The 21,781-nt window shown below is 45.3% G+C and carries 22 protein-coding genes; 15 read left to right on the top strand and 7 right to left on the bottom strand.

Annotation, left to right across the window (positions count from 1 at the left end):
- Positions 1–2: 2 nt before the first annotated feature.
- The 4 genes from QWY22_RS13310 (at position 3) to QWY22_RS13295 (ending at position 4,756) form a co-directional block, all read left to right on the top strand.
- On the top strand, positions 3–980 hold the full coding sequence (locus QWY22_RS13310) for an alpha-ketoacid dehydrogenase subunit beta (RefSeq protein WP_036807083.1): 978 nt from the start codon (positions 3–5) through the stop codon (positions 978–980).
- A gap of 28 nt (positions 981–1,008) precedes the next feature.
- Positions 1,009–2,391, top strand: coding sequence for a dihydrolipoamide acetyltransferase family protein (locus QWY22_RS13305; protein WP_300981316.1), 1,383 nt, complete (start codon positions 1,009–1,011; stop codon positions 2,389–2,391).
- Positions 2,392–2,396: 5 nt separating this feature from the next.
- Positions 2,397–3,806, top strand: a complete 1,410-nt coding sequence (lpdA, locus tag QWY22_RS13300; protein WP_300981315.1) for a dihydrolipoyl dehydrogenase — start codon at positions 2,397–2,399, stop codon at positions 3,804–3,806.
- Between the two features lie 101 nt (positions 3,807–3,907).
- Positions 3,908–4,756, top strand: coding sequence for a polysaccharide deacetylase family protein (locus tag QWY22_RS13295; protein ID WP_300981314.1), 849 nt, complete (start codon positions 3,908–3,910; stop codon positions 4,754–4,756).
- A 45-nt stretch (positions 4,757–4,801) separates the two neighbouring features.
- Here the strand turns inward: QWY22_RS13295 and QWY22_RS13290 are convergent, their stop codons facing one another.
- A complete protein-coding gene (locus QWY22_RS13290; RefSeq protein WP_300981313.1) occupies positions 4,802–6,271 on the bottom strand; it encodes an aminotransferase class I/II-fold pyridoxal phosphate-dependent enzyme in 1,470 nt (489 codons plus the stop codon).
- 134 nt (positions 6,272–6,405) lie between these two features.
- Here QWY22_RS13290 and QWY22_RS13285 point away from each other — a divergent pair, with 134 nt between their 5' ends.
- Both QWY22_RS13285 and QWY22_RS13280 read left to right on the top strand, forming a co-directional pair.
- Positions 6,406–7,371, top strand: coding sequence for an NAD(P)H-dependent flavin oxidoreductase (locus tag QWY22_RS13285; RefSeq protein ID WP_300981312.1), 966 nt, complete (start codon positions 6,406–6,408; stop codon positions 7,369–7,371).
- A gap of 15 nt (positions 7,372–7,386) precedes the next feature.
- On the top strand, positions 7,387–7,665 hold the full coding sequence (locus QWY22_RS13280) for a UPF0223 family protein (RefSeq protein ID WP_036807063.1): 279 nt from the start codon (positions 7,387–7,389) through the stop codon (positions 7,663–7,665).
- A gap of 43 nt (positions 7,666–7,708) precedes the next feature.
- On the opposite strand, the gene QWY22_RS13275 is transcribed toward QWY22_RS13280, so the two are convergent.
- Entirely contained in the window at positions 7,709–8,347 is a 639-nt protein-coding gene (locus QWY22_RS13275; RefSeq protein ID WP_300981311.1) for a YktB family protein, read from the bottom strand.
- Between the two features lie 159 nt (positions 8,348–8,506).
- On the opposite strand from QWY22_RS13275, the gene QWY22_RS13270 reads away from it, so the two are divergent.
- Positions 8,507–8,701 carry a YkzI domain-containing protein gene (locus QWY22_RS13270; protein ID WP_300981309.1) on the top strand — a complete coding sequence of 65 codons (195 nt, stop codon included), beginning with the start codon at positions 8,507–8,509 and terminating at the stop codon, positions 8,699–8,701.
- Positions 8,702–8,786: 85 nt separating this feature from the next.
- Positions 8,787–9,578 (top strand): inositol monophosphatase family protein, encoded by a 792-nt coding sequence (locus tag QWY22_RS13265; protein WP_300981308.1) that lies wholly within the window; start codon positions 8,787–8,789, stop codon positions 9,576–9,578.
- A 37-nt stretch (positions 9,579–9,615) separates the two neighbouring features.
- Here the strand turns inward: QWY22_RS13265 and QWY22_RS13260 are convergent, their stop codons facing one another.
- Positions 9,616–9,801 carry a YlaF family protein gene (locus tag QWY22_RS13260; RefSeq protein WP_036807051.1) on the bottom strand — a complete coding sequence of 62 codons (186 nt, stop codon included), beginning with the start codon at positions 9,799–9,801 and terminating at the stop codon, positions 9,616–9,618.
- A gap of 109 nt (positions 9,802–9,910) precedes the next feature.
- On the opposite strand from QWY22_RS13260, the gene typA reads away from it, so the two are divergent.
- Positions 9,911–11,758, top strand: a complete 1,848-nt coding sequence (gene typA / locus QWY22_RS13255; RefSeq protein ID WP_300981307.1) for a translational GTPase TypA — start codon at positions 9,911–9,913, stop codon at positions 11,756–11,758.
- Positions 11,759–11,815: 57 nt separating this feature from the next.
- Positions 11,816–12,115 (top strand): YlaH-like family protein, encoded by a 300-nt coding sequence (locus tag QWY22_RS13250; protein WP_300984392.1) that lies wholly within the window; start codon positions 11,816–11,818, stop codon positions 12,113–12,115.
- Here the strand turns inward: QWY22_RS13250 and QWY22_RS13245 are convergent.
- The 3 genes from QWY22_RS13245 to QWY22_RS13235 are packed head-to-tail and all read right to left on the bottom strand — an operon-like array spanning position 12,109 to position 13,280.
- Positions 12,109–12,558 (bottom strand): hypothetical protein, encoded by a 450-nt coding sequence (locus QWY22_RS13245; RefSeq protein WP_300981306.1) that lies wholly within the window; start codon positions 12,556–12,558, stop codon positions 12,109–12,111. The genes QWY22_RS13250 and QWY22_RS13245 overlap by 7 nt on opposite strands.
- Positions 12,558–12,761: a YlaI family protein gene (locus QWY22_RS13240; protein WP_300981305.1), complete on the bottom strand. Its 204-nt coding sequence runs from the start codon at positions 12,759–12,761 to the stop codon at positions 12,558–12,560. The genes QWY22_RS13245 and QWY22_RS13240 overlap by 1 nt, the downstream gene beginning before the upstream one ends.
- A gap of 12 nt (positions 12,762–12,773) precedes the next feature.
- Positions 12,774–13,280 carry a peptidyl-prolyl cis-trans isomerase gene (locus tag QWY22_RS13235; protein ID WP_300981304.1) on the bottom strand — a complete coding sequence of 169 codons (507 nt, stop codon included), beginning with the start codon at positions 13,278–13,280 and terminating at the stop codon, positions 12,774–12,776.
- Between the two features lie 165 nt (positions 13,281–13,445).
- Here QWY22_RS13235 and QWY22_RS13230 point away from each other — a divergent pair, with 165 nt between their 5' ends.
- The 3 genes from QWY22_RS13230 to pyc all read left to right on the top strand — a co-directional run bounded on the left by QWY22_RS13230 (position 13,446) and on the right by pyc (position 18,412).
- Positions 13,446–13,727 (top strand): Fpa/YlaN family protein, encoded by a 282-nt coding sequence (locus QWY22_RS13230; protein ID WP_036807037.1) that lies wholly within the window; start codon positions 13,446–13,448, stop codon positions 13,725–13,727.
- 62 nt (positions 13,728–13,789) lie between these two features.
- The gene (locus tag QWY22_RS13225) at positions 13,790–14,956 is read left to right on the top strand and encodes an FtsW/RodA/SpoVE family cell cycle protein (protein ID WP_300981303.1); all 1,167 of its coding nucleotides are present in this window, start codon (positions 13,790–13,792) and stop codon (positions 14,954–14,956) included.
- Positions 14,957–14,971: 15 nt separating this feature from the next.
- Positions 14,972–18,412 (top strand): pyruvate carboxylase, encoded by a 3,441-nt coding sequence (gene pyc, locus QWY22_RS13220; RefSeq protein WP_300981302.1) that lies wholly within the window; start codon positions 14,972–14,974, stop codon positions 18,410–18,412.
- Positions 18,413–18,445: 33 nt separating this feature from the next.
- On the opposite strand, the gene QWY22_RS13215 is transcribed toward pyc, so the two are convergent.
- A complete protein-coding gene (locus tag QWY22_RS13215) occupies positions 18,446–19,360 on the bottom strand; it encodes a COX15/CtaA family protein (protein WP_300981301.1) in 915 nt (304 codons plus the stop codon).
- A 348-nt stretch (positions 19,361–19,708) separates the two neighbouring features.
- Here QWY22_RS13215 and cyoE point away from each other — a divergent pair, with 348 nt between their 5' ends.
- Both cyoE and coxB read left to right on the top strand, forming a co-directional pair.
- The gene (cyoE, locus tag QWY22_RS13210) at positions 19,709–20,626 is read left to right on the top strand and encodes a heme o synthase (RefSeq protein ID WP_300981300.1); all 918 of its coding nucleotides are present in this window, start codon (positions 19,709–19,711) and stop codon (positions 20,624–20,626) included.
- 53 nt (positions 20,627–20,679) lie between these two features.
- On the top strand, positions 20,680–21,777 hold the full coding sequence (gene coxB / locus QWY22_RS13205; RefSeq protein WP_300981299.1) for a cytochrome c oxidase subunit II: 1,098 nt from the start codon (positions 20,680–20,682) through the stop codon (positions 21,775–21,777).
- The last annotated feature ends 4 nt before the right edge of the window (positions 21,778–21,781 follow it).

The following is a 21,781-nucleotide window of genomic DNA, read 5'->3' as shown; positions in this document are numbered from 1 at the left end:
CGATGGCACAAATGACTATGGTTCAAGCAATTACGGACGCTCTCAGATTGGAATTGCAAAACGATGAGAACGTTCTGATTTTCGGAGAAGACGTCGGCAATAACGGCGGAGTTTTCCGTGCGACTGAAGGGTTGCAAAAAGAATTCGGGGAAGACCGTGTATTTGACACACCTCTAGCAGAATCCGGCATCGGCGGTTTGGCAATTGGTCTGGCATTACAAGGTTTCCGTCCGGTTCCAGAAATCCAATTTTTCGGTTTCGTTTATGAAGTGATGGATTCAATCAGCGGGCAATTGGCACGTATGCGTTTCCGCAGCGGCGGCAGCTTGAATGCACCGGTTACCATCCGTTCTCCATTCGGCGGCGGTGTTCATACACCGGAAATGCACGCTGACTCTTTGGAATTATTGATGACTTCACAACCAGGATTAAAAGTGGTTGTACCATCTACGCCTTACGATGCAAAAGGATTATTGATTTCTTCAATCCGCGACAACGATCCGGTTATTTTCCTTGAGCACCTGAAGCTTTACCGTTCTGGACGCCAGGAAGTGCCTGAAGAATCATACACGATTCCACTTGGCAAAGCAGACATCAAACGCGAAGGGAAAGATATTTCCATCATCGCTTATGGCGCAATGGTGCAAGAAAGCTTGAAAGCTGCTGAAGAACTTGAAAAAGAAGGGTATTCTGCAGAAGTGATCGATCTTCGCACGATTCAGCCATTGGATATCGAAACTCTTGTGGCGTCTGTTGAAAAAACAGGCCGTGCCATGGTTGTACAGGAAGCACAAAAACAAGCGGGAATTGCTGCAAACGTAGTGGCAGAAATCATGGACCGCGCTATTTTGAGCCTGGAAGCACCGGTACTTCGTGTAGCTGCTCCAGATTCAATCTTCCCATTCTCGCAGGCGGAGCAAGTTTGGCTTCCGAACTCGAAGGATATAGTAGAAACAGCGAAAAAAGTTCTTACGTTCTAAAAGTTGCGTAAAAGGAAGGGTGAAACTAATGGCTTTTGAATTTCGTTTGCCGGATATCGGAGAAGGTATCCATGAAGGTGAAATTGTAAAATGGTTTGTCAAAGTTGGAGATACAATCGAAGAGGATGACATTCTTTTTGAAGTGCAGAACGATAAGGCGGTTGTTGAAATGCCGTCGCCAGTTACTGGCAAAATCGTTGAAATTATTGTTGAAGAAGGAACAGTAGCTGTAGTTGGAGATGTATTAGTTCGCATTGAAAGTGATGATGCAGCTGACAACGAAGGCGGAAGCACTGAAGAAACTGCTGCTCCGGAAGAAAAACAGAAAACGGAAGAGCAAGTGCAAGCCGGTACGGCCGAATCTGCTCAAAACGTAGAAAAAGAACCTGTTAAAGAAGAACAGCCTAAATCGGGTGAAACCGGTGCCGGCGCCCAGCCTCAAACAACTTCGCAGGACCCGAATGCACGCGTAATTGCAATGCCTTCAGTCCGCAAATTTGCACGTGATAAAGAGATCGATATTACACAAGTATCCGGCTCAGGCAATAATGGCCGCATTTTGAAAGAAGACGTTGAAGCATTCTTGAGCGGAGGCCAACAGCAAGCCGCTGCACCAGCTGCAGAAGAAACAGCGCAAGCGGCTCCACAGGAAGAAGCAAAAGAAGTGAAAGAAGCTGCACCGAAAGCGGCTCCGCTTCCAGAAGGCGAATTCCCGGAAACACGCGAGAAAATGTCCGGAATGCGCAGAGCAATTGCGAAAGCAATGGTTCATTCAAAACATACGGCTCCACACGTAACATTGATGGACGAAGTCGATGTAACCGAACTTGTTGCTCACCGCAAAAAGTTCAAGGACATTGCAGCAGAAAAAGAAATCAAACTTACTTATTTGCCGTACGTTGTCAAAGCGCTAGTCAGCACGCTGCGTGAATTCCCAGCATTGAATACATCGTTCGACGATGAAACCAGCGAAGTAATCCAGAAGCATTATTACAACATCGGAATTGCTGCTGATACCGAAAAAGGCCTCTTGGTGCCAGTTATTAAGAACGCTGATCGCAAGTCCGTCTTTGCTATTTCTGATGAAATTAACAAGCTTGCGACTAAAGCCCGTGATGGAAAACTAAGCCCTGCTGAAATGAAAGGCGCTTCTTGCTCAATCACGAATATCGGCTCAGCTGGCGGGCAATGGTTCACGCCGGTTATCAACCATCCGGAAGTTGCCATTCTTGGAATCGGCCGCATTGCTGAAAAACCTGTAATTAAAAATGGTGAAATTGTTGCCGCTCCTGTGTTAGCATTATCATTGAGCTTCGATCACCGAATGATTGATGGAGCAACAGCGCAGCATGCGTTAAATCACATTAAGCGTTTATTGAGTCAACCTGAATTACTATTAATGGAGGCGTAAAACTTATGGTAGTAGGAGATTTTCCAATCGAAACAGACACGCTCGTCATCGGTTCAGGCCCTGGCGGATATGTAGCAGCTATCCGTGCAGCGCAAACTGGACAAAAAGTAACAATCGTTGAGAAAGAATACATCGGAGGCGTTTGCTTGAACGTTGGATGTATTCCTTCAAAAGCCTTGATCTCAGTAGGTCACCGCTTTGAAGAAGCGCAGCACTCGGACGCTATGGGCGTTGTCGCTAAAGAAGTTTCTTTGAACTTCGAAAAAGCGCAGGAATTCAAAAACGGCGTTGTGAATAAATTGACGGGCGGCGTAGAATCGTTGCTTAAAGGCAATAAAGTGGAAATCGTCCGCGGTGAAGCTTACTTTGTTGATGATACTTCAATCCGTGTCATCACTGAAAACGCAGCACAGACGTACAAATTTAAAAATGCGATTATTGCTACAGGATCACGTCCAGTAGAAATTCCAACTTTTAAATTCTCAAAACGCGTCATCAACTCGACTGGAGCGTTGAACCTTCAGGAAGTACCTGGAAAACTTGTCGTAATCGGCGGCGGTTACATCGGTACTGAGCTTGGAACAGCGTACGCAAACATGGGGTCAGATGTAACGATCCTTGAAGGCGCACCTGATATTCTTGCTGGATTTGAAAAGCAAATGACCGCAATCGTTAAAAAAGGCTTGAAGAAAAAAGGCGTTGAAGTGATTACAAAAGCGTCTGCTAAAGGCGTTGAAGAATCAGAAAACGGCGTTACTGTTTCTTATGAAGCGGGCGGCGAAGAAAAAACTATCGAAGCGGATTATGTTTTGGTAACTGTTGGACGCCGTCCAAACACAGACGAAATGGGTCTTGAAGAACTGGGCCTTAAAATGTCTGAACGTGGTTTGATCGAAGTCGACAAACAATGCCGTACAAGCATTTCGAACATCTATGCAATCGGTGACGTTGTTGCCGGTCTTCAATTGGCGCACAAAGCATCATACGAAGGCAAAGTAGCTGCAGAAGCGATTGCAGGAGAAAAATCAGTTGTCGATTACTTGGCAATTCCAGCAGTATGCTTTACAGATCCGGAACTTGCAAGCGTCGGTTTAACTGAAGAGCAAGCGAAAACTGAAGGATTTGAAATCACTGCTGCTAAATTCCCATTCGGCGCAAACGGCCGTGCATTGTCATTGAATGCTCCAGATGGTTTCGTGAAATTGGTTTCACGTAAATCGGACGGATTGCTTCTTGGCGCTCACATCGTGGGAGCTGGCGCATCAGATATGATCGCTGAACTTGGCCTTGCTATCGAAGCAGGTATGACAGTTGAAGATATCGCGATGACAATCCATGCTCACCCGACATTGGCTGAGATTACTATGGAAGCTGCAGAAGTAGCTCTAGGAACTCCAATCCATATCATTAAGTAATAGTAAAAGAAGCCCTGCAGCTACTTATGCAGGGCTTCTTTTTTCTGTTGTCCGCTTATGGTAAAATTTGTTCAATGAAGAAAATGGATAGGAGAGAAAACATGGTACATACGAAATGGTTTCTACTGGCTGCCGCATTGGCTCTTTTAACAGCCTGCAATGCAGAAAATGCCGAGCCGGAGAAGGAAAAAGAAACGCCTGACACTGAACAGGCCGTTCCCGAAACTACTGAAAAAGATCCAGAAGAAAAAACTGAAGTGGTGCAGACGGAAGTCCCGGCAGAGAAGGCGGAAGAACCTGCTGAATTGGCAGCTGAACCAAAATATCGCCTCAATCCGGCGACGTGGAATATCGAGCCGATTGGTGATGCCCCTGCAGAAGCTATATTGATTACGATTGATGATGCACCGGCAGACCATTCCATAGAAATGGCGGCTGCTCTTAAAGAACTGGACGTGCCAGCCATTTTCTTTGTCAACGGCCATTTTTTGGACAGCGATGAAGAAAAAGCGAACCTGAAAAAAATTCACGAGATGGGCTTTGCTATTGGCAACCATACCTATAACCACAACAATTTAAAAACGATTGGCGAAGAGCAGCAGCAGGAAGAAATTTTATCGCTGAGCGAAGCAGTCGAGGAGATAATTGGAGAAAAGCCAAAGTTTTTCAGGGCGCCAAACGGCTCGAATACAGATTACAGCAAAGCATTGGTTGCGCAGGAAGGCATGCTGCTGATGAACTGGACATATGGCTACGATTGGGAAAAACAATACATGGATGCTGCTGCTTTGACAGACGTCATGGTAAATACCGAATTGCTGCGGAACGGCGCGAATTTGCTGATGCATGACCGGGAATGGACAGCCCAAGCACTGCCCGGCATTATTGAAGGCTTACGAGCGAAAGGGTATTCCTTTATCGAACCTGCTGAAATAGAAGGTGTAAAATAGAGAAAAAGGCCAGGGAGTCAAAAACTCCCTGGCCTTTTTTGTATTTTAACGAATCGCTTGCTGCTCTTTTATGACGCGCAGCTTTTTCAACGTATCGTCTTCAGGCCCTTGGACCGGAAGCCCTGCCTTCACGTTCATATCGATATAATTGATGTTTTCTTGCGTAATGATTTCTCCAGGGATGAAAATCGGAATGCCTGGTGGATAAACCATGATGAATTCAGCCGAAATGCGGCCAACCGCATCTTCGATGGAAATGACTTCCGTTGTGGCATAAAAAGCATCTCTTGGCGTCATGGCAAGCCGCGGAATATCCGGCAGCAGCACCGCTGGTTCAATGATAGCGGCTTCGCTTTCAAACGCCTTGCTCATCCGCTGCAAAGCGTTAATCAAAAGATTGAGCTCTTTGCGCGTATCCCCGATTGTCACCAAGGCAAGGATGTTATAGAGATCGGACAATTCAATTTCAATGTTGGCATTTTCTCTCAGCCATTCTTCTGCTTGATGGCCTGTAATGCCCAGGTTTTTGACACTGATCAGCAGTTTCGTCGGATCCATGTCGTAGGTAGCGGACGTATTTAAAATCTCTTTGCCGACACAGTATAAATGAGGGATCTTATTGATCCGCTTGCGTGCATCCTGCGCCAGCCGGATTGCCTGGTCGATCAAATCGTAGCCATGGATCGCCAGCTGTCGGCGGGCTGTATCGAGCGACGCCAGAATCGGATACGATGTGGAAGTGGTGGTCAGCATGGAAAGCGTCGACTGGACGCGTTTTGCTGAAACCAGCCCTTCACGCACATTCAATACTGAACTCTGCGTCATGGAGCCGCCCAGTTTATGGACGGAAGTGGCCGCCATATCAGCGCCCGCAGCCATCGCGGATACAGGGAGCGACTTGTGGAAATGGATGTGGACGCCGTGTGCTTCGTCGACCAATACGGGAATATCGCGGCTATGCGCAATGTCCACGATGCGTTTTAAATCAGCTGCTACGCCGAAATACGTCGGATTGATGACGAGCACGGCTTTAGCGTCCGGATATTCTGCCAAAGCCTTTTCAACAGCTTCAGCTGAAATGCCATGGGAAATGCCCAGCTCCGTATCAACTTCCGGATGGATAAAAATCGGAATCGCGCCGGCAAATACGATAGCGGACATAATTGATTTATGGACGTTTCGCGGAACCAGGATTTTGTCATTCGGGCCAACGACGCTTAAAATCATCGTCATGATGGCACCGCTTGTTCCTTGGACGGAAAAGAACGTATAATCGGCCCCGAATGCTTGGGCAGCCAATTCTTGAGCTTGTTTAATGGCGCCTTTCGGTGAATGAAGATCATCTAAAGGTGCAATATTGATTAAGTCGATGGATAAAACATTATCGCCGACAAATTCCCGGAAAGCCGGATCGACGCCTTGCCCTTTTTTATGTCCAGGAATATGGAATTGTATTGGGTGCCGGTTACGGTGCTTTAGGAGCGCATCGAATAACGGAGTTTCTAATTGAGACAATGGTAACCCACCTCACTTTATAAAAATGAAAACAAGAAGAATTATAGCACGTTGCGCAAAGCTATACTATAAAAATAAAAGGAATTCGGGTGGTTCTATCGAATACAGAAAATGAAGGGGAGGGAATACATTAGATGAATTTTAAAACACGGGTAACAGACTTATTGGGGACAGAGCTGCCGATTGTTCAAGGAGGGCTCGCATATTTGGCATATGCGGAATTAGCGGCTGCCGTTTCAAATGCAGGAGGGCTCGGCCAGATTACGGCCATGAGTTTATCGTCTCCGGAAATGCTGCGGGAGGAGATCCGGAAAGTGCGTCAATTGACAGACCGGCCATTTGGCGTCAATTTTGCCATTGGCGAACACGGCCGGGCATTTTCACACATGCTGGAAGTGGCGATTGAAGAAAATGTGCCGGTCGTATCGATGACCGGAGGAAATCCGACGCCGATTTTCGATCAATTGAAAGGCACTCCGATTAAAAAATTGGTGCTTGTCGCAGCGAGGCGCCAAGCGCAAAAAGCGGAAGAGCTAGGCGCGGATGCTGTCATGGTTGTCGGGCACGAAGGCGGCGGCCATTTAGGGCGGGACGACATCGGAACGATGGTACTGATTCCGCAAGTGGTGGACGCTGTCTCAATCCCGGTCATTGCTTCAGGCGGCATCGGAGACGGCAGAGGCTGGATGGCTGCTCATGCGCTTGGCGCAGAGGGCATTGAGATGGGAACCCGTTTTATTGCTACACGAGAATGTGTCCATGCTTCAGAAGTTTATAAAAAAGCATTGATTGACAGCACGGAAAGCGATACGGTTATTATTAAGAAAAGCATCGGTTCGCCTGCCCGGACTTTGAAAAACAGCTGGACCGATAAAATTCTTGAAATTGAAGCTGCTACGCCAAATTATGAAGCATTGCGCAATTATGTCAGCGGCGAGGCGAATAAAAGATATATATATGAAGGAAACCTGGATGAAGGGTTTGGCTGGGCCGGCCAAGTCACCGGCTTGATCAAAGACGTGCCGACTGTAGCGGAACTGCTGGGCCGGATGGTCGGCGAAGCTGGAGAAATCCGCAAAAGATGGGCGATTACACCATGAAAGTAGGGATGAAAGATGGATTATTCTTATCCGTTTTCTATCGACTGGACAACAGATGAAATCATTGACGTCGTAACATTTTTCGAGGGAATTGAAATGGCTTACGAAAAAGGGATCAAACGGGACAATATCATGGCGCGTTACCGCCGGTTTAAAGAAATCGTCCCTTCCATCGCGGAAGAGAAAACGTATTTCCGTGAATTTGAAGAAGAAAGCGGCTACGCCAGTTTTCCGGTGATCAAAGAAATGAAAGCCAAAAACGACAGCGATGTCATCAAAATTAAAAAAAGATAAGTCTGCTAATATAAATAGTAGAACAAAAGAAAAATGCCCCAGCTCAGCGCTGCGGCATTTTTTCTTTCTGTAAGAGGGTCTTATAAACAGGCAAAAGAGCTGCAAAGGTTTCTTCAGCAAATTCTTTGAACTCTTCTTCGCTCATTTTAATGGCTTCTTCTTTTAGAATATGGCGGCCGATCACAAATTCGCCTTTTTTAACATCCCGCAGACGGACAATCAGTTTGTTCAACTCGCCATCTGTCATTTCGGCCAATGGAGCCGCATCCGGTTTCATGTGGTCACCCGATACGACAAAACCTTCCGGCAAAGCGGCAATTGCTTCTTCGTCCAATAAGTTATGCGCCATCGCCGTTTTATTTGGGGCTTCGTATATAACCGCCAATATGATAAAAACATGGCTGTTCCATAAACCGATCTGAAAGTGGGGAACCGCTTTATAGCCTCTTTTATGCGGCGCAAAAGCCACCCAGCTATCATTTGGCGGATTTACCGTACGGCGCATATGCTTCGCTACATGCGGAAAAAACTCATCTCCGGTTGTGGCTGAAAAAAATGAAGAATAATGGCTGCCCAATTCCTCGAATTTCGGGCGCACCCGTTCTATCAGCAGTTCCATTCGGGCTTCAAGGCCAGGTGTATCAAATACTTCAAAATCCTGTTCATTCCAATATGGCGTCAATTTTATTTCCTCCTTCGTCTATTCACAGGTTTCATTTTAACGAACTTTGGGAAGAAAGAGTATAAATAAGTTTTTCCTAGTCGCCAATGGGGTAAGGATAATTAACAGCAATTATAAAATTCTGAATTATCGAAATGTGGAGAGAAAGGGGTGCTTATTATGAAACAGATGATTCAAATCATTCGTAAAGCCGAAATAGAAAAAGAGTATATCAATGTCTTGAAGCTTGAACTTGATTATGAACTTGCTTCGTTGTATGATGCGATGCAGCTTAAAGACAGCCGTGGAGCAGATAAAAGCAAAAAACGGCTCCACGAAATATATGTAGAACTGGAGGCACTTCATGCGCTCTGACAAAACCATCACATAAAGGCGCTTACTGTGAACAGACAGTAGGCGCCTTTTTCGTTATAATGGATAGAAACAAGGAGGCGGGCATATGGAATTGCATGCAATGGATTTATACATTAAATCATTGATTAAAGAAGCGGGGCATCGCATCCGGAATTCGTTTGTCAGCGATATTACGATTGAAACGAAGTCCGATGCCAATGATTTGGTGACGAATATTGATAAAGAAATTGAACAATTTTTTATTCAACGGATACGCCGGGATTATCCCGGTCACCGCATTTTTGGGGAAGAAGGGTTTGGCGACGATATTCAGGACCTGGAAGGCATTGTCTGGATGCTTGATCCGATTGACGGTACGATGAATTTTGTTCATCAGAAGCGCAATTTTGCGATTTCCCTTGGTGTTTATGAAAGCGGCACAGGCCAGCTTGGATACATATACGATGTTGTCAATGATGATTTGTATTATGCAGTGCGTGGGGAAGGTGCTTATTATAACGATGAAAAATTGAAGCCGCTGATTGACACTTCCATTGTCGAATCGATTGTCGCCATCAATGCCAGCTGGCTGGCGCCAAACCGGTATTTGGACCATGAAGCAGCAATCCGGCTTGTCCAAACTGTACGCGGTACGCGGTCCTATGGTTCAGCAGCACTTGAACTGGCCTTCCTGGCGAGCGGCCGCATAGATGCCTATGTATCGATGAGGCTGTCTCCTTGGGATATTGCGGGAGGCGCCGTGATTGCAGGAGAAGTAGGGGCGGTCATGACCAATTTCAGAGGAGAAGCCGCAAATTTGCTCAAGCAAGACACATTCATCGCAGCCAATCCGTCGATACACAATATTATGTTATCGGACTATATTCGGTTAAAATAAAAGAGGATGCGATTCGTCGCACCCTCTTTTTACATGATTAAAGTAAACCGGCTTCCCGCATTTCTTTTTTCTTTTTAAAGCCCATGCCCATGATGCCGCAAAGAAGCAATACCGCCAAAAGGATCAAAGGGATGCTGCGCAAGCCGACTGCTACGCCGATTCCTGCCATTGCCAAAAGTGCCGCCAATGAATAAAATACGAAAATCCATTTTATGTCTTTCAAACTTTTTCCTCCTGCACTGTTTGCTTGAAATAAAATCGTAGGGTTTTCTCCCCATATGTGCTATACTAACACAGTTATGGACATGAAAAAAGAATATTGGAGTGAAAGTATGACTAACTTACGAAATGATCTAAGAAACATTGCTATTATTGCCCACGTTGACCATGGTAAAACAACTTTGGTGGACCAACTGCTACAACAATCCGGAACTTTCCGATCAAATGAGCATGTTGATGAACGTGCAATGGACTCCGGTGATATCGAAAGAGAACGCGGAATTACCATTCTTGCTAAAAACACTGCGATTCAATATAAAGACGCTAAAATCAACATCTTGGATACTCCTGGACACGCCGATTTTGGTGGAGAAGTGGAACGTATCATGAAAATGGTAGATGGTGTTTTGCTTGTAGTAGATGCTTACGAAGGCTGTATGCCGCAAACGCGTTTTGTATTGAAAAAAGCATTGGAACAAAACTTGAAACCAATCGTTGTTGTAAACAAAATTGACCGCGATTTCGCTCGTCCGGAAGAAGTGGTTGACGAAGTCATCGAATTGTTCATCGAACTTGAAGCAAATGACGATCAACTTGAATTCCCAGTTATTTTCGCATCAGGCATGAACGGTACTGCAAGCCTCTCATCTGATCCTGCGGATCAAGAAGAAAACATGCAGGTTGTTTATGATGCAATCTTGGAACACGTACCAGCACCAATCGATAACAGAGATGAGCCACTTCAATTCCAGGTAGCACTTCTTGACTATAGTGACTATGTAGGCCGTATCGGGATCGGACGGGTATTCCGTGGAACGATCGAAGTGGGACAATCTGTTGCTTTGATGAAGCTTGACGGTTCAGTTAAAAACTTCCGCGTTACAAAGATTCATGGTTTCATGGGGCTTAAACGCGTAGAAATCCAAAAAGCTGAAGCTGGAGATTTGATTGCCATCTCGGGTATGGAAGATATCAACGTTGGTGAGACGGTTTGTCCGGCTGACCATCAAGAAGCATTGCCGGTTCTTCGCATTGACGAACCAACTTTGCAAATGACTTTCCTAGTGAACAACAGCCCATTTGCCGGGAAAGAAGGTAAATGGATTACTTCACGCAAAATCCAGGAACGTTTGGATGCTCAACTACAAACGGATGTATCGTTGCGTGTAGAAAATACGGATTCTCCTGATGCTTGGGTTGTTTCCGGCCGCGGCGAATTGCATTTGTCGATCTTGATCGAGAACATGCGCCGTGAAGGATTCGAACTTCAAGTATCTAAACCGGAAGTTATTGTACGCATGGTTGACGGCGTTCGCTGTGAACCGGTTGAACGTGTACAAGTTGACGTACCTGAAGAATATACTGGAGCAATCATCGAATCACTTGGTGAGCGCAAAGGCGAAATGTTGGATATGATCAACAACGGCAGCGGACAAGTCCGTTTGGTATTCAACGTTCCTGCACGCGGCTTGATCGGTTACACAACTGAATTCTTGACGCAGACTCGCGGATACGGAATCATCAACCACACATTCGACAGCTACCAGCCAGTTGCTTCAGGGCGCGTCGGCGGACGCCGTCAAGGTGTATTGGTTTCCATGGAGCGCGGAAAAGTTTCAACTTATGGCCTAATGGGCATCGAAGACCGTGGTACCGCTTTTGTTGAAGTCGGGGCTGAAATTTATGAAGGCATGATTGTCGGCGAACACAACCGCGACAGCGATTTGACAGTGAACATTGTTAAAATTAAAGCTGCGACAAACATCCGTTCAGCAAACAAAGACCAGACGACTACATTGAAAAAAGCTCGTTTGATGAGTCTTGAAGAAGCGCTTGAGTACTTGGCAGATGATGAGTATTGTGAAATCACGCCGCAAAACATTCGTTTGCGCAAGAAAATTCTTGATAAAAACGAACGTGAGCGCATGGCTAAGAAAAAGAAAGTTGCCATCGAAGAATAATGAACTAGGAAGGGTGTAATATCTGTGGGAGACGAGCAAGCTTTTGTCTATGACAGTATGTATCCCGTAGCCCGAGTCTTGTATGAGAATTTGCCGAATTACACCATTGCAGGCTATGCACTTTTTGCAGTCATCTTCCTGCTGTCGGCTTTCGTGTATAAACTGGGGTTCGCAAAAAAATTATCATTCGGGAAAAATGCGGTCATTACGCTTTTCCTTCTGGCTGGTGGACTGGGGCTGACATTCTTGGCCTTCTTCCTGCCGGTTGTAGAAGGATTGGTCATTGCCGCACTGATCCTGATTCTGTACAAAATACGCCTATGGCGTGAAAAACGCGAAAACGCTGCTTCTCATTGAGAAGCAGCGTTTTTTCGTTCAAAGGTTTTATAGAGAATCGGCAATGCCAATGCATAGGTCAGATGCGCAAACATCCAGTACAGGATAGCACCGCTATCCGTTAATGCCGGTACATCCCGACGCACTGCAAGAGCGGCAAGCGGGAAATAAAGCAGGAAAAACGGGATGCACATGGCCAGGCTGAACAAAACCAGTTGGCCGAATGTATAAGGTCTCCGTTTTGCCAGATAGACATATACAATGCTAATTAGCAAAGATATGACCAAGTGGAAAGCAAATTCTACAGGTTCAGACCAATTGATTCCTCCGATCAAAGGAATAAAGTCGACGTTCAGCAACAACGTATAAACTTGTTCGCCTGTAACGGCTTGAATCCATTTCAGTAAAATTCCCAAAAGCAAGCCGCTCCAAAATCCGATCCACAGGCCTTTTAGCAACTTCATCAGAAGTCGTCCTCAATTCTGCGGGAACTTCTGAAGAAATGGAAAGAGCCGGTAGCAAGCCGTTCTTTTGTTCTTTCTGTGATGCGATTATGGCAAGCTTTGCACATATGGGTGTGGATCGGCCGATTCCGCAATCGTTTGGCTTCGAGTGTATCGTCAACCAGTTCTTCGATGGTGTCGCAAATTACACATTGTACGCGCATGGCGGTTCACTCCTATTCGACTCGGATCGCTAAAATATGGGTAATGGGATCTTCTTGATTGGATCCATCAGGAAGCAAGACATGGACAGGGCCGTCTTCTTTTAACGGCTTGCCATTGTCACTGAATTTGAAAATCAGCTCGTTAGCTGCTTCTATTGGGAATGCGTACTCGCCGTTGGCCGATTCAAAAACCACTTTTTTTGCATCAGCAGAAGGCTCTGCATTTTTCAAAAAAGGAGCGAATTTGATGCCGTAAGTGCCAGTAATCATTTCGTTTTTTTCCTGGCGGCTGTATCTTTTCTCGGTTTTCAGCGTTTGCGGCACTGTAGCGCCTTCCATGATTTCGCGGGACCAGTGTTCGCCCATGCCGCGTTTGTATTCTTCCAGCTCGTCAATTTCAACACGCTCTTCATCAAAATAAGTATCCAAGTCAATCCGGCGGTCATCAAAAATCCAGACAGTAGGATCTAGTGCGATTTTAAACTTCACTTCACCTTTAAAAGGTACGATAAATTCCATTGTAAACCCTCCATCATTTAATCCATCTTTTATAAGTATACCTTTTCCGCACTAATTGCTAAAGGGATTAATACTAAAGGCGATAGACGCTTGCAATTTTGGCGTTTTGAAGATACACTTTAAACAGGTTAATAGAGATAAATATCATTAAATGGGGGAGTCCTCATGGAACATACAGAAGAACAAACTTACCAAGTAAAGGCTTTGGAACTCCTCAAAGCGGATGCCGAAAAAATTGAGCAATTGATTAAAGTCCAAATGGATAATTTAACATTGCCTTCTTGCCCCTTATATGAAGAAGTGCTCGATACACAAATGTTCGGACTTTCACGTGAAATCGATTTTGCTGTAAAGCTTGGGTTAATCGAACGTGAAATTGGCAAAAATTTAATGGATACGCTAGAGAAGAAACTTTCGATTCTGCACGACGCGTATACAAATAAATGACTTAAAACTCAAACGAACTTTGTTTGAGTTTTTTTACTAAACTGATAAATCGAGGTATGGAAATGAAAAATTATTTTAAAAAGTACACCAGGTATTTGGACTATCCGCTCTTATTTGTTTACATCGCATTAACGCTTTTCGGACTCATTATGATTTACAGTGCCAGCATGGCCTGGTCCGTAAACTATTACGATGATGCACCAAACCGCTTTTACATACAACAATTGATGAACTTGGCCTTTGCATTCCCCGCATTTGCAGTTGCCTCTATTTTCCCATACAAATACTTCGGCAAGAAATGGATGATGAAGCTTGTGCTAGCCGTCATCTTTATCGGCCTCGTACTTGTCCACTTAATTGGATATGAAGCAGGGGGCGCGAGAAGCTGGATCGATTTGGGCTTTGCCAATATCCAGCCCTCAGAAGTCGCCAAAGTCGGCATCATTTTCTATTTGGCCGGTGTCTTCTCCAATAAATACAAAAAAGGCAATATCAATAATTTAAATGAATCGATTGCTCCGCCAGTCATCATTCTGACTCTGGTATTGCTTTCTGTATTCCTGGAGCCCGATTTAGGATCAATGATGATTATTGGAGCAGTCGGCTTGTCGGTTATGGCAGTAAGCGGCATCAGCATTAAGTTTTTTGCAAAGATGGCCGGATGGGTTGCAGTAGGATGTGCAATTTTTATAGTCCCGATCATGCTTTTTGCATCGGACATCATTTTCACGGAAAAACGTTTAGGGCGCCTTGATGCCTTTTTCAATCCATTTTCAGATGAACTCGGCTTTGGACTCCAAATCGTCAACGGCTATTTGGCAATCGGCTCAGGCGGACTTAGCGGGCTTGGGCTGGGACAATCCATTCAGAAACTCGGGTATCTTCCAGAACCGCATACCGACTTTATCATGTCGGTGATTGCAGAAGAACTTGGCGTACTTGGTGTGATATTCGTGCTTGGCGGTCTGGCCTTTATCGTCTTGCGCGGCCTTTCGATTGCGATGACGACCAAAGATCCGCTTGCCCGTACGCTTGCTGCGGGGATTGCAAGCATGATCGGAATCCAGACTTTCGTTAACTTGGGAGGGTTAACGGGACTTATTCCTTTAACAGGGGTAACACTTCCTTTTATAAGCTATGGCGGAACGTCGGTAATTTTGTTATCGTTAGCTATGGGAGTATTGATGAATGTTTCCATGGTCCACAAATTCGAAAAATCGAAAAAGTAAAGGGTGTGCTGCGGTGTGAAAACGATTAGCAAAATTCTAGTAGCAAACCGCGGAGAAATCGCAATTCGGGTTTTCCGCGCTTGTACGGAACTGAAAATTCCAACAGTTGCAATTTATTCACAGGAAGACAGTGGTTCCTATCACCGCTATAAAGCGGATGAGTCTTATTTAGTCGGCAAAGGCAAAAAGCCGATTGATGCGTATTTGGATATTGAAGATATTATTCGGATCGCTAAAGATTCAGGGGTAGATGCCATTCATCCAGGTTACGGTTTTTTATCCGAAAATGTTCATTTTGCGCGTCGCTGTGAAGAAGAAGGCATTGTCTTCATCGGTCCGACTTCTCAGCATTTGGATATGTTCGGCGATAAAGTGAAAGCACGCGATCAGGCAATAGCAGCCAATATTCCGGTTATCCCAGGAACAGACGGCCCCGTTGCATCTCTTCAAGAAGTGGAAGAATTCAGCAAGACAGCTGGTTTTCCATTAATGATCAAGGCATCTCTTGGGGGTGGCGGCCGCGGAATGCGCATCGTCCGAACGGAAGAAGAGCTGGCTTCAGCCTACGAACGCGCTAAATCCGAAGCAAAAGCGGCTTTCGGCTCTGATGAAATGTATGTCGAAAAATTTGTGGACAAGCCAAAACATATCGAAGTGCAAATTTTAGGGGACGTCGAAGGAAATATCATTCACTTATATGAACGCGATTGTTCCATTCAACGGCGCCATCAAAAAGTGGTGGAAATTGCACCTTCCAATTCAATCAGCAACGAACTGAGAAATCAGATTTGTGATGCAGCAGTAAAGTTAATGAAAAATATCGATTACATAAATGCGGGAACAGTAGAATTCTTAGTTGCAAACGACGAATTTTACTTTATTGAAGTTAACCCCCGCATTCAAGTCGAACATACAATAACAGAAATGGTCACAGGGATTGATATTGTGCATGCGCAGATCAAAATTGCCCAAGGACATTCAGTGCACAGCGAGGAAATCGGGATTCCGGCTCAGCAGGATATTCCGTTGAACGGTTTTGCGATCCAGTCGCGCGTGACGACTGAAGACCCATTAAATGATTTCATGCCAGATACCGGAAAACTTATGGTTTACCGCTCTGGCGGCGGCTTTGGTGTCCGCCTGGATGCCGGCAACGGCTTCCAGGGAGCAGTCATCACTCCATTCTATGACTCTCTATTAGTAAAAGTTTCTACTCAAGGCAATACGTTCAAAGAAGCGGCAGCGAAAATGGACCGCAATCTGCAGGAATTCCGGATTCGCGGCATTAAGACCAATATTCCGTTCCTGGAAAACGTCGTTCGCCACAAGGACTTCATCAATGGTGAATTTGATACAAGCTTTATCGATTCAACGCCGGAACTGTTTCTTTTCCCAGTCCGCAAAGACCGCGGAACAAAACTGTTAACTTATATCGGAAATATTACAGTCAACGGTTTCCCGGGCATTGAAAAGAAAAAGAAACCGATTCATGCAGCGCCGAGAATACCGGAATTGGATTTAACGGTGCCGGCACCGCGCGGAACAAAGCAGATTCTGGATGAACAAGGTCCTGAAGGCCTGACAAAATGGATTCACGAACAGAAGGAAGTTTTGCTGACAGATACGACTTTCCGTGATGCCCACCAGTCGCTGCTTGCTACCCGCCTTCGTTCGCACGACATGTTTGCGATTGCAAACGAAACCGCACGCTTGCAGCATGATTTGTTCTCAATGGAAATGTGGGGAGGCGCAACATTTGATGTTTCCTACCGTTTCTTGAAAGAAGACCCATGGCAGCGCTTGATCAAATTGCGTGAGCAAGTGCCGAATGTATTGTTCCAGATGCTGTTCCGCGGTGCTAACGCTGTCGGCTACAAGAACTATCCGGACAATGTCATCCGTGATTTCGTCCGAAAATCAGCGGAAGCGGGAATTGATGTGTTCCGTATTTTCGACAGCTTGAACTGGATCAAAGGCATGGAAGTGGCTATTGATGAAGTCCGCCAAAGCGGAAAAGTGGCAGAAGCAGCCATTTGCTATGCTGGCGATATTCTGGATCCGAGCCGCGATAAATACACAGTGGATTATTACAAGAAAATGGCCAAAGAACTGGAAGCATCTGGAGCGCATATTCTCGCCATCAAAGACATGGCTGGATTATTGAAGCCGGAAGCCGCGTATCGCCTGGTTTCGGAATTAAAAGATACCGTTTCCTTGCCGATTCACCTTCATACCCATGATACGAGCGGCAACGGCATTTACTTGTATGCAAAAGCGATTGAAGCGGGTGTTGACATCGTTGATACAGCTCTTGGCAATATGGCAGGGCTTACTTCACAGCCGAGTGCAAACTCCCTTTACTATGCAATGAAAGGCAGCGGGCGTGAAGTACGGACCGAAATCGAGTCAATCGAAAAATTGTCTCATTATTGGGAAGATGTCCGCAAATACTACAGTGATTTTGAAAGCGGCATGAACAGCCCACATTCAGAAATTTATGTACACGAAATGCCGGGCGGCCAGTACAGCAATCTGCAGCAGCAAGCGAAAGCGGTAGGGCTTGGCATGCGCTGGGAAGAAGTCAAAGCGATGTATTCACGCGTCAACATGCTGTTTGGAGATGTGGTCAAAGTGACGCCTTCTTCGAAAGTCGTGGGAGACATGGCGTTGTTCATGGTTCAGAATGACTTAAATGAAGAAACCGTCATCACACGCGGGGAAACGATCGACTTCCCGGAATCGGTCATTGAATTCTTTGAAGGCTATATCGGTCAGCCGCACGGCGGATTCCCTGAAGAGCTTCAGCAAGTTGTCTTGAAAGGCCGCAAAGCTATTACGGTCCGTCCAGGGGAATTGCTTGAACCGGCTGATTTCGATGAAATCAAAAAGACTTTGTTCGAACGATTGGAGCGCCCGGTAACGAGCCAGGAAATTTTGGCGTACGCGCTTTATCCGAAAGTTTTTGAAGAGTATACCGTGACAAATCAGCAGTTTGGCAATGTATCTGTACTGGATACTTTGACGTTCCTTTATGGAATGCGCTTGGGCGAAGAAATCGAAGTGGAAATCGAAAAAGGGAAGACCTTGATGATCAAGATGGTGTCCATCGGAGAACCGCAAAAAGATGGCCATCGGACAATCTATTTCGAACTGAATGGCCAGCCGCGTGAAGTGAATATCCAGGATATGACGGTGGAAGCCGATGCTTCGGCAAGACCGAAAGCTGACATGAAAAACGAATCCCATATTGCAGCAACCATGCCGGGAACCGTTTTGAAAGTGGTAGCGGAAGTAGGCGCCAAAGTGAAGCGCGGAGACCATTTGATCGTAACGGAAGCGATGAAGATGGAGACGACGGTGCAAGCACCATTTGACGGCGTCGTCAAAGAGATCCACGTGGGAGCAAGTGAAGGCATTTCAAGCGGCGATTTGCTGATTGAAATGGAAAGAGTTTAAAAAAACAGCCAGCGCAAAATGCGCTGGCTGTTTTTATTTGGCTTTGGCTCTGCTTCTGGATACAAGCAGAATCATATAGCATAGCAATCCGAACAAGAGTGAAATCAGCAGTGAGTGAAGAAGGGCTACTACTAAGTTCAATTTGGTCAAAACTACGAGCATGCCGGTGGTGGCCTGAAGTACAACAATGATGAAGGCAATGATCCAGCCCCAGTAAATGACACGCTGTTCTTTGTAATTTTTAAACGCATGCCAAGCGATGTACGCTAGCCACAATACGATCATGCCGGCAGCAAAGCGATGCCCCATTTGAACCCATTCGTACATATTGTTTGGCAAAGCGAACTGGTCGTTGCGGCATAGCGGCCAGTCTGAACAAATCAAGCTGGAATCTGTATGGCGTACAAGAGCTCCTGTGTAAACAACAATATAGGAATAAAGCGTAACTCCAATGGTATGAATTCTTAATTTCCGTCCAATAACCAGCCGGTCAGCATCGAATTTTCGGTCCACTTCAAAAATCAGCAAAGTCAGAAGCAGCACCGATGCAAAAGAAATCAGCGAGATTCCGAAATGCAGCGCGAGAATGAAATCACCCTGCCCCCACAATACTTGTGCAGCTCCGATCAAGGCCTGCAAAACCAAAAAAAATACGGCCATGACGGCTAAAAATTTTGTTTCACGGATATGGCCATATTTTCTCCATGCCCATACCGCCAAGACGACGATTAAGATGCCGACTGCGCCAGTAACGAGGCGATGGGAAAATTCAATAAGGACTTCAGCGGTGATTTTTTCTGGAATCAATTCACCGTTGCAGCTTGGCCAAGACCGGCCGCAGCCCATTCCGCTTTCGGTTTTGGTGACAAGTGCACCGCCAAGCAGGATCAATAGCATGCCGATGGTTGCAGCTACCGCAAACCATTTTATATATTTACCTTGTTGCAAGAATGTCACCTACTTTTTCATGTTAAAACTCATTTATACGTCCGTTCCCTGCATACTCGATAATATCGAAAGTCGCTCCAAAACACAACGGAAAATGGGGAATAGCCGAAACTTTCAAGATTTAGACATAATACGAGGACCTTCACAAACTGTTCAAAAACAAATTTTTTTCTATCTTAAAATAACTAGTGCACTAAGGTATGATGAATAGAGCATATTTCTGAGGCAAATTACATGAAAATCATTGCTTTTATCGGGAAATTTCAGTTTCAAGTAGAAAAACAACTGGAATTTAGATATAGTTATGGTTAGCGGAATATGCTTACAACTTTGAAAGGAGGGGGTTATATGTCAAACAGCCGGTCTTTGTCTGCGGAAACTCATGAAGCAGCCGAAACCACCACTTTTCTCCAGGATTTTCTAGCGTTGATCAAAATCGGAATTGTGAATTCCAATTTAATTACCGTTTTTACGGGATTGTGGCTCGCGTTTCAGTTTTCCGACAGGCATTTCCTGCAGGAGATGGACATCCTCGTCTATACATTGGTCGGGTCTGCATTCATCATAGCGGGTTCTGCTGCGATGAATAACTACATTGACATGGACATCGATCCACTGATGGCGAGTAAGAAAGCGCGTCCAACTGTAACAGGAAGATTTAAGCCGTCTGCTGTCTTAGCGCTCGCTTCATTTTTCATCGTTATAGGCGAAATATTTTTGTTCTCTGCTTCTGTCTCTGCTGGTTTGTTCGGGATCGCAGGAATTTTGGCTTACGTAGTCCTCTATTCCATGTGGTCTAAAAGAAAACACGTCAGCAACACAATTGTAGGGAGCATTTCGGGAGCCATTCCGCCGCTAATCGGTTGGGCTGCAGTTGAACCGACGCTCGGCTGGGGCGCATGGGCATTATTTTTAATTATGTTCGTTTGGCAGCCGCCACATTTTTATGCATTGGCTATGAAGCGCACTGAAGAATACCGTGCAGCCGGCATTCCGATGCTGCCTGTGGTCAAAGGCTTCCACCGCACTAAGAAATCTATGCTTGCATGGGTTTTGCTGCTGTTCCCTCTGCCATTCCTGTTAATGGATCTCGGAATAAGCTTCATCATCTTAGCGACATTGCTGAATATCGGTTGGCTGGTACTTGCCATTCGGGGCTTCAATGTAAAAGATGATTTGAAATGGGCAAAGACAATGTTCATCTATTCGTTGAATTATATGACCATCCTATTTGTTTCGATGATCATTTTCGCGGTCTTTGTCTAGTTTCCAACATTGCAGAACAAAATTTTAAAAATGAGAGAGGGGTATGAAAAGCCATGATTAAAGGGCTCAAAAAATGGCGCCTTTTTGCATTGATGACTGCACTGGTCGTCTTTCTTGCAGGTTGCGGTAGAGAAGAAATTTCTACATTGATACCGGCCGGTAGAGTAGCACAAGATCAATTCAACCTATTGATTTTGTCTACAGCTGTAATGACATTTGTCATTCTTGTCGTAACGATTATTTACGTTTTGGCAATTTTCAAATTCCGCCGTTCAAAAGTTGGGGAAGATCTTATCCCTGAACAAGTCGAAGGAAGCGCAAGACTTGAATTTTTATGGACTTCGATTCCAGTTGTTCTGCTTTTGATCCTTGCAGTTCCAACCGTTTATTCAACATTTGATCTAGCGGATGTTTCTACAATGGATGTACAAGCTGAAGATGGGGAAGGCATGACTCATTTAACAGTCAACGTGACAGCTAAATTATACTGGTGGGAATTCGAATATCCTGAACAAGGAATCGTGACAGCCCAGGAATTAGTTGTTCCTACAGGTGAAAGAGTTTACTTTAACCTTATCTCTGCTGATGTTAAGCACTCTTTCTGGATTCCATCCATTGGCGGTAAATTGGATGCCAACCCGGAAAACGTAAACACATTTTACTTAGAGTTTGACCAGGAATCAGCAGAACTTGAAGACGGCGTCTTCTACGGAAAATGTGCTGAGCTTTGTGGTCCATCCCACGCATTAATGGATTTCAAAGTGAAATCGATGAACCGTGACGATTTCGATTCATGGGTAGCAGCAATGCAAGAAGAAGCGACTCCTGCTGAAGGTGCACTTGCACAAGAAGGAGAACAGCTTTTCGGTGCTGATGGTGCTGGCTGTATCGCTTGCCACGCAGTTTCAGGTTCTGGAAAAGGCGGAATTATGCAGGGACCGAACGTAGCAACATTCGGCGACCGCAACCGTGTAGCTGGCTTCATGGAACATAATGAAGAAAATCTTAAAAAATGGATTGCAGATCCACAACAATACAAACCGGGCAACTTGATGCCTGATCCTAAATCTTTGAACGACGGGAAAGATTTCACAGAGCAAGAGCTTGATGCACTTGCTGCTTACTTGATGTCTTTGTCCGTTGAAGAGTAAAAGA

The organism is Planococcus liqunii (genome assembly GCF_030413595.1).
In the GTDB taxonomy this organism is placed as follows: domain Bacteria; phylum Bacillota; class Bacilli; order Bacillales_A; family Planococcaceae; genus Planococcus; species Planococcus liqunii.
Note: the sequence above shows the minus strand (reverse complement) of the source record. Positions and strands in the feature narration are given on the sequence as shown.

Coding starts and splice junctions, on each gene's coding strand:
- QWY22_RS13305 (WP_300981316.1), top strand. CDS start 1,009: ATGGCTTTTGAATTTCGTTTGCCGGATATCGGAGAAGGTATCCATGAA.
- QWY22_RS13240 (WP_300981305.1), bottom strand. CDS start 12,761: ATGCGCGTACAATGTGTAATTTGCGACACCATCGAAGAACTGGTTGAC.
- cyoE (WP_300981300.1), top strand. CDS start 19,709: ATGTCAAACAGCCGGTCTTTGTCTGCGGAAACTCATGAAGCAGCCGAA.
- QWY22_RS13270 (WP_300981309.1), top strand. CDS start 8,507: ATGAAACAGATGATTCAAATCATTCGTAAAGCCGAAATAGAAAAAGAG.
- QWY22_RS13310 (WP_036807083.1), top strand. CDS start 3: ATGGCACAAATGACTATGGTTCAAGCAATTACGGACGCTCTCAGATTG.
- QWY22_RS13295 (WP_300981314.1), top strand. CDS start 3,908: ATGGTACATACGAAATGGTTTCTACTGGCTGCCGCATTGGCTCTTTTA.
- QWY22_RS13225 (WP_300981303.1), top strand. CDS start 13,790: ATGAAAAATTATTTTAAAAAGTACACCAGGTATTTGGACTATCCGCTC.
- QWY22_RS13280 (WP_036807063.1), top strand. CDS start 7,387: ATGGATTATTCTTATCCGTTTTCTATCGACTGGACAACAGATGAAATC.
- coxB (WP_300981299.1), top strand. CDS start 20,680: ATGATTAAAGGGCTCAAAAAATGGCGCCTTTTTGCATTGATGACTGCA.
- typA (WP_300981307.1), top strand. CDS start 9,911: ATGACTAACTTACGAAATGATCTAAGAAACATTGCTATTATTGCCCAC.
- QWY22_RS13245 (WP_300981306.1), bottom strand. CDS start 12,558: ATGAAGTTGCTAAAAGGCCTGTGGATCGGATTTTGGAGCGGCTTGCTT.
- QWY22_RS13250 (WP_300984392.1), top strand. CDS start 11,816: ATGTATCCCGTAGCCCGAGTCTTGTATGAGAATTTGCCGAATTACACC.
- lpdA (WP_300981315.1), top strand. CDS start 2,397: ATGGTAGTAGGAGATTTTCCAATCGAAACAGACACGCTCGTCATCGGT.
- QWY22_RS13285 (WP_300981312.1), top strand. CDS start 6,406: ATGAATTTTAAAACACGGGTAACAGACTTATTGGGGACAGAGCTGCCG.
- QWY22_RS13230 (WP_036807037.1), top strand. CDS start 13,446: ATGGAACATACAGAAGAACAAACTTACCAAGTAAAGGCTTTGGAACTC.
- QWY22_RS13235 (WP_300981304.1), bottom strand. CDS start 13,280: ATGGAATTTATCGTACCTTTTAAAGGTGAAGTGAAGTTTAAAATCGCA.
- QWY22_RS13265 (WP_300981308.1), top strand. CDS start 8,787: ATGGAATTGCATGCAATGGATTTATACATTAAATCATTGATTAAAGAA.